Source organism: Amycolatopsis camponoti (genome assembly GCF_902497555.1).
In the GTDB taxonomy this organism is placed as follows: domain Bacteria; phylum Actinomycetota; class Actinomycetes; order Mycobacteriales; family Pseudonocardiaceae; genus Amycolatopsis; species Amycolatopsis camponoti.
Window position 1 is genome coordinate 1,980,060 of sequence record NZ_CABVGP010000001.1, and the last position, 15,834, is coordinate 1,995,893.

At 70.9% G+C, this 15,834-nt stretch carries 17 protein-coding genes; 7 read left to right on the forward strand and 10 right to left on the reverse strand.

Going from position 1 to position 15,834, the window contains the following annotated elements; genetic code table 11:
- Positions 1-50 precede the first annotated feature (50 nt).
- The 7 genes from AA23TX_RS09545 (at position 51) to AA23TX_RS09575 (ending at position 7,101) form a co-directional block, all read left to right on the forward strand.
- A complete protein-coding gene (locus AA23TX_RS09545) occupies positions 51-1,652 on the forward strand; it encodes an FAD-binding protein (protein WP_155542200.1) in 1,602 nt (533 codons plus the stop codon).
- 34 nt (positions 1,653-1,686) lie between these two features.
- Entirely contained in the window at positions 1,687-2,850 is a 1,164-nt protein-coding gene (hsaA, locus tag AA23TX_RS09550; RefSeq protein WP_155542201.1) for a 3-hydroxy-9,10-secoandrosta-1,3,5(10)-triene-9,17-dione monooxygenase oxygenase subunit, read from the forward strand.
- Entirely contained in the window at positions 2,850-3,695 is an 846-nt protein-coding gene (gene hsaD, locus AA23TX_RS09555) for a 4,5:9,10-diseco-3-hydroxy-5,9,17-trioxoandrosta-1(10),2-diene-4-oate hydrolase (RefSeq protein WP_155542202.1), read from the forward strand. Before hsaA ends, hsaD begins: the two co-directional genes overlap by 1 nt.
- Positions 3,695-4,606 (forward strand): iron-dependent extradiol dioxygenase HsaC, encoded by a 912-nt coding sequence (gene hsaC / locus AA23TX_RS09560; RefSeq protein WP_155542203.1) that lies wholly within the window; start codon positions 3,695-3,697, stop codon positions 4,604-4,606. The genes hsaD and hsaC overlap by 1 nt, the downstream gene beginning before the upstream one ends.
- Entirely contained in the window at positions 4,603-5,142 is a 540-nt protein-coding gene (gene hsaB, locus AA23TX_RS09565) for a 3-hydroxy-9,10-secoandrosta-1,3,5(10)-triene-9,17-dione monooxygenase reductase subunit (protein WP_155542204.1), read from the forward strand. The genes hsaC and hsaB overlap by 4 nt, the downstream gene beginning before the upstream one ends.
- Positions 5,143-5,234: 92 nt before the next feature.
- The gene (locus AA23TX_RS09570) at positions 5,235-6,383 is read left to right on the forward strand and encodes an alpha/beta fold hydrolase (RefSeq protein ID WP_155542205.1); all 1,149 of its coding nucleotides are present in this window, start codon (positions 5,235-5,237) and stop codon (positions 6,381-6,383) included.
- Between the two features lie 118 nt (positions 6,384-6,501).
- Complete coding sequence (locus tag AA23TX_RS09575; protein ID WP_155542206.1) at positions 6,502-7,101, forward strand: Rv1733c family protein; 600 nt, start codon at positions 6,502-6,504, stop codon at positions 7,099-7,101.
- Here AA23TX_RS09575 and AA23TX_RS09580 read toward each other — a convergent pair whose 3' ends face one another.
- From AA23TX_RS09580 to AA23TX_RS09625, 10 genes are all read right to left on the reverse strand, one after another.
- On the reverse strand, positions 7,102-7,356 hold the full coding sequence (locus AA23TX_RS09580) for a Smr/MutS family protein (protein WP_155542207.1): 255 nt from the start codon (positions 7,354-7,356) through the stop codon (positions 7,102-7,104).
- A gap of 151 nt (positions 7,357-7,507) precedes the next feature.
- The gene (locus tag AA23TX_RS09585; RefSeq protein WP_155542208.1) at positions 7,508-8,569 is read right to left on the reverse strand and encodes an MBL fold metallo-hydrolase; all 1,062 of its coding nucleotides are present in this window, start codon (positions 8,567-8,569) and stop codon (positions 7,508-7,510) included.
- Positions 8,570-8,579: 10 nt separating this feature from the next.
- Positions 8,580-9,656, reverse strand: coding sequence for a fatty acid desaturase family protein (locus tag AA23TX_RS09590; protein WP_155542209.1), 1,077 nt, complete (start codon positions 9,654-9,656; stop codon positions 8,580-8,582).
- Between the two features lie 46 nt (positions 9,657-9,702).
- Positions 9,703-12,078 carry an ATP-binding cassette domain-containing protein gene (locus AA23TX_RS09595; protein WP_155542210.1) on the reverse strand — a complete coding sequence of 792 codons (2,376 nt, stop codon included), beginning with the start codon at positions 12,076-12,078 and terminating at the stop codon, positions 9,703-9,705.
- Entirely contained in the window at positions 12,075-12,323 is a 249-nt protein-coding gene (locus AA23TX_RS09600; RefSeq protein ID WP_155542211.1) for an AraC family transcriptional regulator, read from the reverse strand. The genes AA23TX_RS09595 and AA23TX_RS09600 overlap by 4 nt, the downstream gene beginning before the upstream one ends.
- On the reverse strand, positions 12,308-13,501 hold the full coding sequence (locus AA23TX_RS09605) for an MFS transporter (RefSeq protein ID WP_230862403.1): 1,194 nt from the start codon (positions 13,499-13,501) through the stop codon (positions 12,308-12,310). The genes AA23TX_RS09600 and AA23TX_RS09605 overlap by 16 nt, the downstream gene beginning before the upstream one ends.
- Positions 13,502-13,551: 50 nt before the next feature.
- The gene (locus AA23TX_RS09610; protein ID WP_155542213.1) at positions 13,552-13,962 is read right to left on the reverse strand and encodes a VOC family protein; all 411 of its coding nucleotides are present in this window, start codon (positions 13,960-13,962) and stop codon (positions 13,552-13,554) included.
- A gap of 10 nt (positions 13,963-13,972) precedes the next feature.
- On the reverse strand, positions 13,973-14,416 hold the full coding sequence (locus AA23TX_RS09615; protein WP_155542214.1) for a helix-turn-helix transcriptional regulator: 444 nt from the start codon (positions 14,414-14,416) through the stop codon (positions 13,973-13,975).
- Positions 14,417-14,558: 142 nt separating this feature from the next.
- Positions 14,559-15,443: an IS3 family transposase gene (locus AA23TX_RS09620; protein ID WP_155542215.1), complete on the reverse strand. Its 885-nt coding sequence runs from the start codon at positions 15,441-15,443 to the stop codon at positions 14,559-14,561.
- Positions 15,440-15,754: a transposase gene (locus AA23TX_RS09625; protein ID WP_155540925.1), complete on the reverse strand. Its 315-nt coding sequence runs from the start codon at positions 15,752-15,754 to the stop codon at positions 15,440-15,442. The genes AA23TX_RS09620 and AA23TX_RS09625 overlap by 4 nt, the downstream gene beginning before the upstream one ends.
- Positions 15,755-15,834 lie beyond the last annotated feature (80 nt).

Sequence of the window (15,834 nt, forward strand, 5' to 3'; positions counted from 1 at the left end):
ACTTTCGCTCACCATAGACGAGAACGTGTTCCAGTTCTAGGGTGGTGACCATGGACGAACTCGTCGCGGACGTCATCATCGTGGGGTTCGGAGCGGCCGGCGCCTGCGCCGCCCTCGAAGCGGCCGACGCGGGCGCCGACGTCATCCTCGTCGAGCGGTTCGGCGGCGGTGGCGCCAGCGCGGTCAGCGGTGGCGTGGTCTACGCGGGCGGCGGGACCGCCCAGCAGCTCGACGCGGGCGTCGACGACTCGGTCGACGCGATGTACGCCTACCTGCGGCTCGAAACCGGGGACGTCGTCGCCGAGGAGACCTTGCGGCGCTTCTGCGAAGGCAGCCGCGAGATGATCACCTGGCTGGAGGGCAATGGCGTGCCGTTCGAAGGCAGTCTGTGCCCCTACAAGACGTCGTACCCGAGCGACGCGCACTACCTGTACTACTCCGGAAGTGAAGCCGCGGGCGGTTTCCGCGACGCGGCGAAGCCCGCCCCGCGCGGCCACCGCGTCAAAGGGCCCGGCACCTCGGGAAAGATGCTGATGACGCGCCTGCAAGAGGCCGTCCGGAAGCGCGGCATCCGGGTGCTGACCCAGACGAACGCCCGCGGCCTGGTCCGGGACGACGACGGCCGCGTCACCGGGCTCGTCGCCGATACGCTGCGGGACGCCCCCGCGCGGGTGCGGGCCCGGCACCGGCGGCTCGCGCGGTACTCCGCGAAACCCGGGATCTACGTGCCTTCGCTGCGCAAGTCGCTGCACCGCCGCGTCGAACGGCTGGAGCGCGCACACGGCCGTGAGCTGCGGATCATCGCCCGGCGTGGGGTCGTGCTGGCCGCCGGCGGGTTCATCGCGAACCGCGAAATGGTCCGCGAGCACGCGCCCGCCTACCGCGGCGGCCTCCCGCTCGGCACGTCCGCCGACGACGGCTCGGGCATCCGGCTCGGCGTCGAAGCCGGGGCGGCGACCGGTGAGCTGGGCCGGATCTCGGCGTGGCGGTTCGTCACGCCGCCCAGCGCGTTCCTCGGCGGCATCATCGTGGACGCCGGCGGGCGGCGGGTCATCGACGAGTCCCGGTACGGCGCCGCCGTCGGCGAGAAGCTCATCGAGGACCATGAAAGCAAGGGCTGGCTGCTGGTCGACGCGCCGATCGTGGCCGACGCGCGGCGGGACACCAAAGCGCAAAGCCAGTGGTTCCAGGGACTCCAGCTGCGCTACCTGCTGCGCCGCGGCCGCGTCACCGGCGCGACGGTCGAAGAGGCGGCGCGCAAGGCCGGGGTCGATCCCCGGGGGCTGCGTGCGAGCGTCGAGGCCTACCACGGCGCCGAGGACCCGATGGGCAAGCCCGCCGAATTCGCGCGCCGGCTGGACCACCCGCCGTTCTCGCTCATCGACATCTCGGTGCGGCCCAACCTGGGCTACCCGACGCCGATGCTCACCCTCGGCGGCCTGGTCGTCGACGAGGACACCGGTGCGGTGCGGAGCGCGGCGGGGGAGCCGATCGCCGGGCTGTACGCGGCCGGTCGCACCGCGGTGGGAATCTGTTCCAGGTCGTACGTGAGCGGGCTGTCCCTGGCCGACTGCGTGTTTTCCGGCCGTAGAGCAGGGATCAACAGTGCCCTGGCGCAGGGTGTTCTCGACAAAAACGAGAACGTGTTCTAGTCTTCTCGGAAGTGGAACCGAGAGAGGACTGCGCATGAGTGAGCAGGTGATCGCCGGGGTCCGGGACCTCCTGCCGGTCCTGCGGGAACGGGCCCAGGACACCGAGGACGCGCGATGCGTCCCCGCGGAGTCCGTCAAGGCCCTGCAGGAGACCGGGTTCTTCAAGATGCTGCAGCCGAAGTCGTACGGCGGCCTCGAAACGGACCCGGTGAGCTTCTACACCGCGGTCAAGCTGATCGCGAGCGCGTGCGGCTCCACCGGCTGGGTCGCCTCCATCCTCGGCGTCCACCCGTGGCACGTGGCGCTGTTCGACGACCGGGCGCAGCAGGAGGTCTGGGGCGAGGATCAGGACGTGCGGATCTCCTCGTCGTACGCCCCGATGGGCAAGGCGAAGGTCGTCGACGGCGGCTACCGGCTGTCCGGCCGCTGGAGCTTCTCCTCCGGCTGCGACCACTGCACGTGGGTGCTGCTCGGGGGACCCGCGTTCAAGGACGGCAAGCCCGTCGACTTCTGCACGTACCTGCTGCCCATCGCGGACTACGCCATCGTGGACGTCTGGGACACCATCGGCCTGCGCGGGACCGGCTCGAACGACATCGTCGTCGAGGACGTCTTCATCCCGCAGCACCGCGCGCTGAGCTTCATCGCGACGTCGAAGTGCAAGGTGCCGGGCCAGCTCGTCAACCCCGGGCCGCTGTACCGGCTGCCCTACGGCTCGGTGCACCCGAGCACGATCACCGCGCCGATCATCGGCATGGCGCAGGGCGCCTACGACGCCCACGTCGAGCACCAGGGCAAGCGGGTCCGGGCCGCGTACGCCGGTGAACAGTCCAAAGAGGACCCGTTCGCCAAGGTGCGGATCGCCGAGGCCGCCAGCGAGATCGACGCCGCCTGGCTGCAGCTGACCCGCAACATCGAGGACCTCTACGAGCTCGCGAAGCGCGAGGAACGGCTGCCCGTGGACCTGCGGCTGCGCGTCCGGCGCGACCAGGTGCGCGGCACCGAGCGCGCGATCTCCGCGATCGACCGGCTCTTCGAGAACTCCGGCGGCCGCGCCATCCAGCGCGGCACGCCGATCCAGCGCTTCTGGCGCGACGCGCACGCCGGCCGGGTCCACGCGGCCAACGACGCCGAGCGCGCGTACGTCATGTTCGGCACCGGCGCCTTCGGGCTGCCCGTCGAGAACGCGATGTACTGATGGCCGCTCCGGAAGGCAAGTACGTCGAGGCCGGCTCGCTGAAACTGCATTACCACGAGGCTGGCGCGGAACACGCCGAGACGGTCATCCTGCTGCACGGCGGCGGGCCCGGCGCGTCGGCGTGGAGCAACTTCGGCCGCAACCTGCCGGAGTTCGCCAAGCACTACCGGACGATCGCCGTCGACCAGCCCGGCTTCGGCCGTTCCGACAAGCCGACCGAGCACCCGCAGTACTTCCGGCACAGCGCCGACGCCGTCGTCGGCCTGATGGACGCCCTCGGCATCGAACGCGCCCACTTCGTCGGGAACTCGCTCGGCGGCGGCGCCGCGGTCCGGCTCGCGCTGAACCACGGCAAGCGGGCCGGGCGGCTGGTGCTGATGGGGCCGGGCGGGCTGAGCGTCAACCTGTTCGCGCCGGACCCGACCGAGGGCGTCAAGAACCTCGGTCGCTTCGCGGCCAAGCCGTCGCGCGAACGCATGGAAGCGTTCCTGCGCATCATGGTCCACGACCAGGCGCTGATCACCGACGAGCTGATCGACGACCGGTTCGCCGCGGCGAACACCCCCGAGTCGCTGGCCGCGATGCGGGCGATGGGCATGTCGTTCGCGCAGCCCGGCACGTACGAAGAAGGCATGCTCTGGCGCGAAGCCCACCGGCTGCGTCAGCGCGTGTTGCTGATCTGGGGCCGCGAGGACCGCGTCAACCCGCTGGACGGCGCTATCCTCGCCCTGAAAACCATCCCCCGCGCGCAGCTGCACGTGTTCGGCGGCTGCGGGCACTGGGCCCAGCTGGAGAAGTTCGACGAGTTCAACCGGTTGGCCCTCGACTTCCTCGGGAGTTCCTGATGGGTATCCGGTCACTGGGCTACCTCCGCATCGAGGCCACCGACATGGCCGCGTGGCGCGAATACGGGCTCAAAGTGCTCGGCATGGTCGAAGGCAAGGGCGTCGACCCGGAGTCGCTGTACCTGCGCATGGACGACTTCCCGGCGCGGCTGGTCATTTCGCCGGGGCCGGCGGACCGGCTGGCCCGCACCGGCTGGGAGGTCGCGCACGCGGGTGAGCTGGCCGAGCTGCGGTCGCGTTTGGACAGTGCGTCGGTGCCCTACAAGGAGGGCACGCCCGAGGAGCTGGCCGACCGGCGAGTCGTCGAGCTGATCAGCTTCGACGATCCCTCTGGCAACACCCAGGAGGTGTTCCACGGCGTCGCGTTGCAGCACCGGCGCGTCGTGAGCCCGTACGGCCACACGTTCGTCACCGGCGAGCAGGGGCTGGGTCACGTCGTCTTGTCCACAAAGGACGACGAAGCGTCGTTGCGGTTCTACCGCGACGTGCTCGGCTTCCGGCTGCGCGACTCGATGCGCCTGCCGCCGCAGATGCTCGGCCGGCCCGCCGACGGCCCGCCCGCGTGGCTGCGGTTCTTCGGCTGCAACCCGCGCCACCACAGCCTCGCGTTCCTGCCGATGCCGACGCCGAGCGGGATCGTGCACCTGATGGTCGAGGTCGAGAACACCGACGACGTCGGGCTGTGCCTCGACCGCGCGATCCGGCGGAAGGTGCCGATGTCGGCCACGCTCGGCCGGCACGTCAACGACCTGATGCTGTCGTTCTACATGAAGACCCCCGGCGGTTTCGACGTCGAGTTCGGCTGTGAGGGCCGTCAGGTCGACGACGAGAACTGGATCGCCCGCGAGAGCACCGCGGTTTCCCTGTGGGGGCACGACTTCTCGGTCGGCGCGCGGCCTCCGGGCGCATGACCGCGATGGCGGTCGACCAGACCGCGTTCCGCAGCGTCCTCGGCCACTTCTGCACGGGCGTCACGGTGGTCACCGGCCGCGACGGCGACACCCTCGCCGGGTTCGCCTGCCAGTCCTTCGCGGCGTTGTCGCTCGACCCGCCACTGGTGCTGTTCTGCCCGGCGCGGACGTCCCGGACGTGGCCGGTGCTCGCCGCGGCGGGCCGGTTCGCGGTCAACGTGCTGGCCGAGCACCAGGAAGAGATCAGCGCGGTGTTCGGCGCCCGCGGCGAGGACAAGTTCGCCCGGGTCGCCTGGACCCCGGCACCGTCCGGAGCACCGCTGCTCGACGGCGCGTTGACGTGGATCGACTGCGAGCTGGAGGCGGTCCACGAGGCGGGTGACCACTACGTGGTGATCGGCCGCGTGACCGCGCTGGGCACGCCGTCGGAAGCCCGGCCGTTGCTGTTCCACCGGGGCCGGTACGCGGTGACCGAGGCGGCCCGCGATGCCCTGGCGGCGCTGATGCCGTGGCCGCGCCCCGACGACTGGCTCTGAGGGGACGCACCCGCGACCGCACCACCCGCTTCGAGTAACAGCCGCCGGGTTGCGGGCGACTTCCCGGGAGTCGTCGCCCGAGGAGGACCACCGTGCAGCTGTGCGGGTTCCCGGCCGCCGAGGTCGAGTTCGACCGGGCGGGTGAGCTCGTCGGCGACCGGGGGGCCGCCGTGCGGGCGCTCGCCGCCGATCCCGGCGTCACCGATCTCGTCGTCCTCACCCACGGCTGGAACGACGCCCCCCTGGTCGCGCGGCTGCTCTACTCGGCGCTGGCCGGGTCGATGCGCGCGGTGTCCGGTGGCGCGCCCGGGCGCCGGATCGCCTTCGCCTGCGTGCTGTGGCCGTCGCGCAAGCTCGCCGGACCGGAACCGGACGCCGGCCTGCCCGAGCGTCTCGACCTGCTGCGGGACCTCGTGCCCGGCCAACGGCTCACCATCGACGCCGCGGCCGACCTCGTGCCGGCGCTGACCGTCCGGGCGACCGCGCGCACCGCGTTCGCCGCCGCGCTGCTCTCGGTGGCCGCCCGTGGCGCCGACGACCGCGAAGACGCTTCGACGCAACTGTTCACCCTCCCCGGCGGCACCGTCATGGACCGCCTCGGGGCGACCGGGTTCGCCGACGCGGCGGCCGGCCTCCTCGACTTCCTCGCCTACTACGAGATGAAGGCCCGCGCGGGCGACATCGGCGTCCGCGGCCTCGCGCCGCTGCTGGCCACGCTCGACGGCCCGAAGATCCACCTCGTCGGCCACAGCTTCGGCGGACGGCTGGTGACCGCGGCCGCGGACGCCCGTCCGGCCGGGTCGCTGGCGACGCTGACCCTGCTGCAGGCGGCGTTCTCGCACCACGCCTTCGCCGCCGGCTGGGACGACGGCGAGGCCGGCCCGCAGCCCGGCGTGTTCCGCCGGGTCCTGGACGAGAGGGTCGTGACCGGCCCGATCCTCGTCACGCACACCGCCAACGACCTCGCGGTCGGCGTCGCCTACGCCCTCGCGTCCCGGATCGCGGGCCGGCCGGCTTCCGCGGCCGGCGACGCGTCGAGCCCCTACGGCGGCCTCGGCCGCAACGGCGCGCGGCGGACCGCCGAGGCCGTCACCGCGGAGCTGCTGCCGGTCGGCGGGAGCTACCGCTGGCGGCCGGGCGTCCCGCACAACCTGCTCGCCGACCGGTTCGTGCGCGGCCACACCGACGTCTGCGGACCGCAGATCGCTCACGCGCTGTGGTCGGCGATCGCGTCGAGTTAGCGTCCGGGTGGTTGTGCGCGGTTCACAGGTGGGCCGCATCCCATTCACGAGAAAAAGTCGAGCCCCCGCGCGCACACTGTTATCGAGATGACGTCTTTCCGGGAGGAGTGAGTCGCGCATGCGTGGGCCCAGCGGACGGATCACCCGGTTCCGGCGTCGGCTGCACCCCGGCCGCAACCCGCTGACCAGGTTCGGCGATCGCGTCGAGGCCGCCCTGCTGGCCCTGGTCTTCGCGGGCGCGCTCCTGGCGCTGCCGTTCGCGGCGGCGTTCGGGTCCGACACCTACGCGTCGCAGACCGCCCGCGCCGCCCAGGAACGCACCACCCGCCACCCGGCGACGGCGGTGTCCCTGGCCGCGGCCCCCAACCAGAGCTACAGCAGCGACGGCGCGGGTGCCCCGGCCGACCAGACGACGGTCCAGGCCGCCTGGTTCGACGCGCGCGGCGTCCGGCACACGGGCGACGTCCTCGCCGACGCGGGCAGCCCGGTGGGCACGCACGTGCCGGTGTGGCTGGACCAGCGCGGCGAGCTGACGAACGAGCCGCTCTCGCCGTCCACCTCCGCGGCCGACGGCGTCTTCGCGGCGATCCTCCTGTGGGTCGCGATCACCGGGTCCCTGGCGGGCTTGTACGGCATCGGCCGGTTCGCGGTGAGCCGCCTGCACTCGGCGGCGTGGGACCGCGCCTGGGCCGAAGCGCGGCACGACAGCCGGTTCTGATCACTTCCAGCGGAAGTGCACGAACACCCGGCCGAAGTTGTCCTTGTCCTTCTCGATCCGGTGGTAGAGCGCCTTGACGTCCTTGCGTTCGAGGAACCGCAGGACGTGCTTCTTCAGCTGGCCCGACCCCTTGCCGGGGATGATCTCGACGAGCGGCGCCTTCTTGGCGACGGCCTCGTCGATGATCGCCTTGAGCGCCCGGTCGATCTCCCCGCCGCGGTTGTAGATGTCGTGGAGGTCCAGCTTCAGCTTCACACGCGCTCCCGCCGCCGACGTGCTTGCGAAGCCGACACGCGTGATCGAAGGGTCGGCACGCGTGATTGCGGGGTCGACACGGCGGATCGAAGTCGTGTCGTTGCTCTGATCACGCGTGTCGGCTCGCTGATCACGGGTGTCGGCTCTTCCGTCACAGCGCTTGCCACCACCCGTCGACGGCCGGCGGCTTGTCGACGTCGACGCGCTCGCCCGGGCGGGGGATCGCCAGCGCCAGGTCCGCCGCCTTCGCTTCGCGCCACACCCGGTCCGCCGGCTCGCCCCACGGGTGCATCGCCAGCTGGAACGTCGCCCAGTGCACCGGGATCAGCAGCTTCGCCCGCACGTCGATGCCCGCCGCGACGCCTTCCTCCGGTGTCATGTGGATGTCGGACCACTGGGGGGCGTACGCGCCGATCTGGATCAGGGCCGCGTCGAACGGGCCGTGCTCCTCGCCGATCGCGGCGAAACCGTCGAAGTACCCCGTGTCGCCGCTGTAGAACACCCGGTGCGCGGGCCCCAGCAGCGCCCACGACGTCCACAGGGTGCTGTCGTTGGTGATGCCACGGCCGGAGAAGTGCTGGGCCGGCGTCGCCACGAACCGGACGCCCGCCACCGTCGCTTCCTCGTGCCAGTCCAGCTCGATGATCCGTGACGCCGGGACGTGCCAGCGTTCGAGGTGCGCGCCCACCCCGAGCGGCACCAGGAAGGGGGCCGAGGTCGACGCCACCAGGGAGCGGACCGTCGCCAGGTCCAGGTGGTCGTAGTGGTCGTGCGAGATCACGACGGCGTCGACCCGGCCGACCCCGGACAGCGCCACCGGCGGCTCGTGCAGCCGCCGCGGGCCCGCGAACGCCGCCGGCGACACCCGGTCGCTCCACACCGGATCCAGGAGCACGCGGGCGCCGTCCAGCTCGATCAGCGCCGACGCGTGGCCGTACCACGTCACGTGCAGGCCCTCGGCCGACTCGACCGGCGAAGCGGCGACCAGCGGAACCGCGCCGGCGGGCTTGCGCAGTTCGCGGTGCTCGCCGAAGAACATCTCGCGGAAGATGGTCCGCATCGACGCCGCGGTCATCGGGAGCCGGGGCGCGGCGTTGCGGAACACCTTGCCGTCGAACTGCGGTGACGTGCGGACGCGTTCGGCCCGCGCGCCGGTGGCTTTCGCGCCGAACGCCGCCGGGAGGTCGCGCAGGGCGGCGATCGTCTCTCTCATGTCTCCGAGTCTACGAAGGGTTCCTGAGAGGTGCCCCAGCTTCATGCAGGTGGGTGAGGGCCTGCCGGTAGGACTCGACGAGGCTCGTCTGCAGGTAGGGGATGTCCAGCTCGGCGCAGTAACCCTGGACGATCGGCTGCGCCAGCCGCAGGTGCCGCGACGGCATGCTCGGGAACAGGTGGTGCTCGATCTGGTAGTTGAGGCCGCCGAGGGCGACGTCGGTGACGAGGCCGCCGCGGACGTTGCGCGAGGTCAGCACCTGCTTGCGGAGGAAATCGAGCTGGGGCTGCCCGGTCAGCGTCGGCATGCCCTTGTGGTTGGGCGCGAAGATCGATCCCATGTAGACACCCCAGAGCGCCTGGTGGATGACGAAGAACAGCAGCGCCATGCCGGGGGAGAGCACGAGCAGCAGCGCGCCGAGGTAGACGACGACGTGCGTGGCGAGCAGCGCGGCTTCCACCCAGCGGCGGCGCAGGCCCGGCTTGACCACCGCGCGGATCCCCGAAACGTGCAGGTTGAGGCCTTCGAGCGTCAGCATCGGGAAGAACAGGAAGGCCTGGTACTTGCCGATGAACCGCGCGACCCCGCCCGCGTTCCGGGCCTGGTCCTTCGACCACACGAAGATGTCCGGGTCGACGTCGGGGTCGAGCTCCTCGTGGTTCGGGTTGGCGTGGTGGCGGGTGTGCTTGTCCATCCACCAGCCGTAGCTCATCCCGATGCCGAGGTTGCCGACGAGCATCCCGGCGATCTCGGTGGGCCGCCGGCGGCGGAAGACCTGCTTGTGCGCGAGGTCGTGGGACAGCAGGGCGATCTGGGCGAACATGACGGCCTGGAACGCCGCGACGGCCAGCTGCCACCACGAGTTCCCGAGGAACGCGAAGGCGACCCACCCGGCGGCGAACAGCCCGCCCACGATGGCGAACCGGGCGGTGTAGTAGCCGGGGCGGCGCGCCATCAGGCCGGCGGCGGAGATGCGTTGGCTCAGCCGGGCGAAGTCGCTGCCGGTGTGCACGAGGTTCTCTGTGGTCACCGGCAGCAGTCTTCCTGGTAGGGGTTCGTCGCGGAACCCGGAGCGCCCCCGGCACATTCCGGGGGCCTGCCCTACCGCCGAATCTGGTATAGGGGCTCCTTGATCAGCCGACGTACTCCGCGAGGTGCTCGCCGGTGAGCGTCTTGCGCGATTTCACCAGGTCAGCGGGGGTGCCCTCGAAGACGACGCGACCGCCGTCGTGGCCCGCGCCCGGGCCGAGGTCGATGATCCGGTCCGCGTGGGCCATGACCGCCTGGTGATGTTCGATGACGATCACCGATTTGCCCGAGTCCACAAGTCGGTCGAGGAGGCCCAGCAGCTGCTCGACGTCGGCCAGGTGCAGGCCCGCCGTCGGCTCGTCGAGGACGTAGATCCCGCCCTCTTCCGCCATGTGCGTCGCCAGCTTGATCCGCTGCCGCTCGCCGCCGGACAGCGTCGTGAGCGGCTGGCCGAGCGTCAGGTAGCCGAGGCCGACGTCGGACAGGTGCGTCAGGATCTTGTGCGCCGCCGGCAGCTGGGCCTCGCCGTCGGCGAAGAACTCCGTGGCCTCGGCGACCGACATCGTGAGGACTTCGCTGATGTCGCGCCCGCCGAACTTGTAGTCCAGCACCTCCGCCATGAACCGCTTGCCTTCGCAGACCTCGCACGGCGTCGCGGTGCCGGCCATGATCCCCAGGTCGGTGTAGACGACGCCGGCGCCGTTGCAGTTCGGGCACGCGCCTTCGGAGTTGGCGCTGAACAGGGCGGGCTTGACGCCGTTGGCCTTGGCGAAGGCCTTGCGGATCGGCTCCAGCAGGCCCGTGTAGGTCGCCGGGTTGCTCCGGCGCGAGCCGCGGATGCCGGTCTGGTCGACCGTCACCACGCCCTCGCCGCCGGACACCGAGCCGTGGATCAGCGAGCTCTTGCCCGAGCCCGCCACCCCGGTCACGACGGTCAGGACGCCGAGCGGGATGTCGACGTCGACGTCCCGCAGGTTGTGCGTCGACGCGCCGCGCACCTCCAGGAAGCCCGACGGCGACCGCACCGACGGCTTCAGCGAAGCGCGGTCGTCCAGGTGCCGCCCGGTGAGCGTCTTGCTCTTCCGCAGGGCGTCCACCGTGCCCTCGAAGACGACTTCGCCGCCGTCGGAGCCGGCGCGCGGGCCGAGGTCGACGACGTGGTCGGCGATCGCGATCGCCTCCGGCTTGTGCTCGACGACCAGCACCGTGTTGCCCTTGTCGCGCAGCTGCAGCAGCAGGTCGTTCATGCGCCGGATGTCGTGCGGGTGCAGCCCGATCGTCGGCTCGTCGAAGACGTAGGTGACGTCGGTGAGCGACGACCCGAGGTGCCGGATCATCTTGGTGCGCTGGGCTTCCCCGCCCGAGAGCGTCCCGGAAGGACGATCGAGCGAGAGGTAGCCGAGCCCGATCTCGACGAACGAGTCGAGGGTGCGGCGCAGCGCGTCCAGCAGCGGCGCGACCGACGGCTCGGCCAGCTTCCCGACCCAGCCGGCGAGGTCGCTGATCTGCATCGCGCACGCGTCGGCGATGCTGATCCCGTCGATCTTCGACGACCGGGCCTCTGCGGACAGCCGCGTGCCGTCGCAGTCGGGGCAGGTCGTGAACGTGACGGCCCGCTCGACGAACGCGCGGATGTGCGGCTGCATCGAGTCGACGTCCTTGGACAGCATCGACTTTTGGATCGCCGGGACGAGCCCCGAGAACGTCAGGTTGATGCCTTCGACCTTGATCTTGGTCGGTTCCTTGTACACCAGGTCGTTGAACTGCTTCTTGGTGAACTTCTTGATCGGCTTGTCCGGGTCGAAGAAGCCGGAGCCGCGGAAGATGCGGCCGAACCAGCCCTCCATGCTGTAGCCCGGGATGGTGATCGCGCCCTCGTTGAGCGACTTGTTCTCGTCGAACAGCGCGGTCAGGTCGATGTCGTTGACCTTGCCGCGGCCCTCGCAGCGTGGGCACATGCCGCCGGTGATGCTGAAGCTGCGGCGCTCCTTGATCTGGCGCCCGGCCTTCTCGATGGTGACCGCGCCCGCGCCGCTGATCGAAGCGACGTTGAACGAGAACGCCTGCGGTGAGCCGATGTGCGGCTGCCCGAGCCGGCTGAACAGGATGCGCAGCATCGCGTTCGCGTCGGTGGCGGTGCCGACCGTGGAGTGCGGGTTGGCACCCATCCGCTCCTGGTCGACGATGATCGCCGTCGTGATCCCGTCGAGCACGTCGACGTCGGGCCGGGCCAGCGTCGGCATGAACCCCTGCACGAAGGTGCTGTAGGTCTCGTTGATCAGCCGCTGCGACTCGGCGGCGATCGTGCTGAACACCAGCGAGCTCTTGCCCGAGCCGGAGACGCCGGTGAACACCGTCAGGCGGCGCTTCGGCAGCTCGACGCTGACGTCCTTGAGGTTGTTCACGCGCGCGCCGTGGACGCGGATCAGGTCGTGGCTGTCGGCGACGTGCGGCGCGGACTTCCTCGTGGGCTTGGTCATCGGGTCTCCAGCACTCGGTCGAAGGTGAGCGTGCGGGCCGCCAGGGCGGCCCGCCGGTAGGCGTGCGGGGACTGCCCGTAGGCGTCCCGGAAGCGGCGGAGGAACTGCGCGGCCGTCATGCCGGCGCCGCGGGCGAGCGCCTCGACGTCGAGGGCCGGTTCGCGGTCGATGCGGTCGCGGGCCCGGCGCAGCAGCGCCAGCTCGCGGAAGTGCTCGTGCGCGGCGGCCTTCAGGCTGAGGCACATGTCGGTTCCCTTTCCTGGGTGCGGCCCAGCACCGCCCGGGCCGCGATCGGGAGCAGCAGGAGCGTCAGCACCCCGGAGAGCACAAGCCCGCCGGTGGTACCGGTCAGCTCGATCAGCGGACCGCCGAGGGCCAGGCCCAGCGGGGCGGCCACCGTGGCCCCGGTCGTCCACAGCGTCACGACCTGCTGCTGCTCCCCGGGCGCGAGCCCGGACTGCAGGAAGCTGTACGCGACGGGCGTGAACGGCGCGTACACCAGGCCGCCCAACGCGAAGACGACCAGCGCGGCCGGGAGGTCGCCGACGACCGCGAGCGCGATCGGGCACAGCGCCCACAGCCCGATGATCGCGACCAGCAGCGGCCGCTGGGGGAGGTTGCGCAGCCGGCCGACGAGCGCCGCGCCGACGAACGCGCCGGCACCCAGCGCGCCCCACAGCAGCCCCAGCCCGGACGCGCCGGCGTGCAGCGTCCCGCTCACGTACAGCGGGAGCGCCACTTCGATGGGCATGTAGAGGAAGTTGAAGAAGAACTCGACCACGAGGAGCCGCGCGGCCACCGGGCGGCGGCGCAGGATCCGCCAGCCCGAGGTCTTCGGCTCGCGCAGCGCGTCCCGGCTCCCGGTGTCCCGCGGTACGGACAGCAGCGTGGCCGCGAGCAGGATCAGGGCGCCGCCGGCGTCGAAGAAGAGCGCGTAACCGGCGCCCGCGGTCGCGACGACCAGCCCGCCCAGCACCGGCCCGGCGATGTAGAGCGCGAACGTCGTGTTCAGCCCGAGCAGGCCGTTGACCGAAAACCGGCCGGCCTCGCCCGCGGCCGACGTCGCCAGGAGCCGGCGGCTGCTCGACCCGGCGAGCCGGAAGGTCGCGCCGAAGAGCAGGCCGGTGAACAGCACCGGCAGGGTGAGCGTGCCGGTGACGGACAGGACGCCGAGGGTCGCGAACGTCAGCGACCGCAGCACGCAGTCGGCGACCAGGAGGGTGCGCGGCGGGACCCGCACCCGGCCCAGGCCGATGGCCAGCGCGAGGACGGTCGACAGGGCGAACGGCGCGGCCTCCACCAGCCCGATCGCGATCGCCTTCGGCACGCCGCCGTGCAGGGACAGCGTCTGCACGGGCATGGCGACGATGATCATGCCGGTGCCGACGTTGGCCAGCAGGTCGCCGAGCAGCAGGCCGGCCACCCGGCTGTCCCGCAGGACCTCGCGATAGCTCCGGGCGACCGCGACCTCGGTCAGCGCAGCTCCTGGATGCGCAGGAGGTTGCCGGCGGGGTCGCGGAAGGAGCAGTCGCGGACGCCGTAGGGCTGGTCGACCGGCTCCTGGACGACCTCGGCGTTGCCCGCTTCGAGCTTCGCGAACAGCGCGTCGAGGTCCTTGGTGGCGAGGTTGATGCCGGCGTAGGTGCCCTTGGCCATCATCTCGTTGATGGTGCGGCGCTCGTCGTCGGTGAGGCCGGGGGTCGCGGTCGCCGGCGCCAGCACGATCGCGGTGTCGGGCTGGTTCGGCGGCCCCACGGTGATCCAGGCCATCTCGCCGTACTTGACGTTCATCCGGACCTCGAAGCCGAGCAGGTCGCGGTAGAAGGCGAGCGACGCTTCCGGGTCGGTGTGGGGGAGGAAGCTCGAGTGAATGGTGACGTCCATGACGGTGACCCTAGGTGGCGGCCGAGGGCCGCGCTTCTCGATTCCTGATCGGTCTGGTGACCTGTTTGGCCACGCACGCCGGCATCCCCAGGGTGGCTTCGGCCTGCTCCTCGCGGTAAACGCTCGGCGGCACGCCCACCAGCTCGGCGAACCGGGTGCTGAAGGTGCCCAGCGACGAGAAGCCGACGGTGAAGCAGACCTCGGTGACGCTCAGCTCGCCCTTGCGCAGCAGGGCCATCGCCCGCTCGATCCGCCGCGTCATCAGGTACGAGTACGGTGACTCTCCGTACGCTTTCCGGAACTGCCGGCTGAGGTGCCCGCCGGACATGTTCACGCCCCGCGCGAGCGCTTCGACGTCGAGCGGCTGGGCGTACTCCCGGTCGATCCGGTCCCGGACCCGGCGCAGCAGCGCGAGGTCGCGCAGGTACTGGGCCGAGGCGGCGGTGCTGGTCACGCTTGAATCGTGCCACACCGGACAGCTCCGGCGGAGAGCTTCGTGTCGTCCCCCCGATCACGCGTGTCGTCCGTTTCCGCACGACACGGGCGTGCGCCGAGGGGCATCGCGTGGAGTTGCCCCGGTGAGGCGGACACGGGGTTTAGGCAGCTGAGGCTTGAGCGTAGTAGGTGGTTCTGGCTTCGGCCGGGGTGTTCTGGCCGATGGTGGAGTGCAACCTTGCGTGGTTGTAGTAGCGCAGATAGCGGAACACGTCCTGGCGGGCCTGGGCCCGGGTGCGCCAGATCGTGGTGCCGATTTCGGTCTTCAACGTGGCGAAGAAGGCTTCGGCGACGGCGTTGTCGTAGCAGGACCCGACCCGCCCGACCGATGGCCGGATCTGGTGTTCGGCGAGGGCGGTGCGGAACTGGCCGGAGGTGTATTGGACGCCGCGGTCGGTGTGAAACACCGCATCGGGCTGGATGAGGCCGCGGGCCGCAGCGAGGTCGATCGCGTCGCAGACCAGGTCGGTGCGCATATGGCTGGCCATGGCGTGGCCGACGATTTCGCGGGTGTGCAGGTCGATGACGGTGGCCAGGTAGAGCCAGCCTTGGAAGGTGGGCAGGCAGGTGATGTCCCCGACCAGCCTTGACCCTGGGGCGGTGGCGGTGAAGTCGCGGCGGATCAGATCACCCACCGGGGTGACCGGGCCGGCCGCGGGCCGGGTGGTGACGCGGCGTTTGCGGCGGGTGATCCCGGCCAGACCGTGCTCGCGCATCAGCCGCTCCACCCGTTTGTGGTTGATCGTGTGGCCGCGGCGGTGCAGTTCCGCAGTCACCCGCGGAACGCCGTAGGCGCCACGGTGCTCGGCGTGGATGCTGGTGATCAACCTGACCAGTTCGACTTCAGCCTCCGCCCGCCGGGCCCGATCTGACTCGGCCGCGACCCACTCGTGGAAGCCTTGCCGGCGCAGCCCGAGGACCTGGCACAACCGCTGGACACCGAAGGTGGTGCGGTGTTCGGAGATGAACCGGTAGCGGTAGATCATCGATCCATCTCGCGCGCAAAATAGGCGGCCGCTTTCCGCAGGATCTCCTTCTCTTTCTGCAGCTCAGCGACCTGCTTCCGCAACCGCTGGACTTCATCGGTCACCGCCGGATCCTCCACCATCGGCCCGGCCGCAGTTTCCTGCTTGGCCACGTTCACCCACGACCGCAGGGTCTCGTGGTTGACCCCCAGTTCGCGGGCGATCTGCCGCAACGGACGATCACTCGAGTTCACCAACTCGATGGCGTCACGACGGAACTGCTCCGGGTACTTCGACCTGCGAGACACCAGGACATCCTCCCTCCAGACCACTGTCTGGAATCAAGGTGTCCGGCCCCAAGGGGCAACCCCACACGCGTGATTGGAGGGGCATCACGCGTGATCGGAGGGTC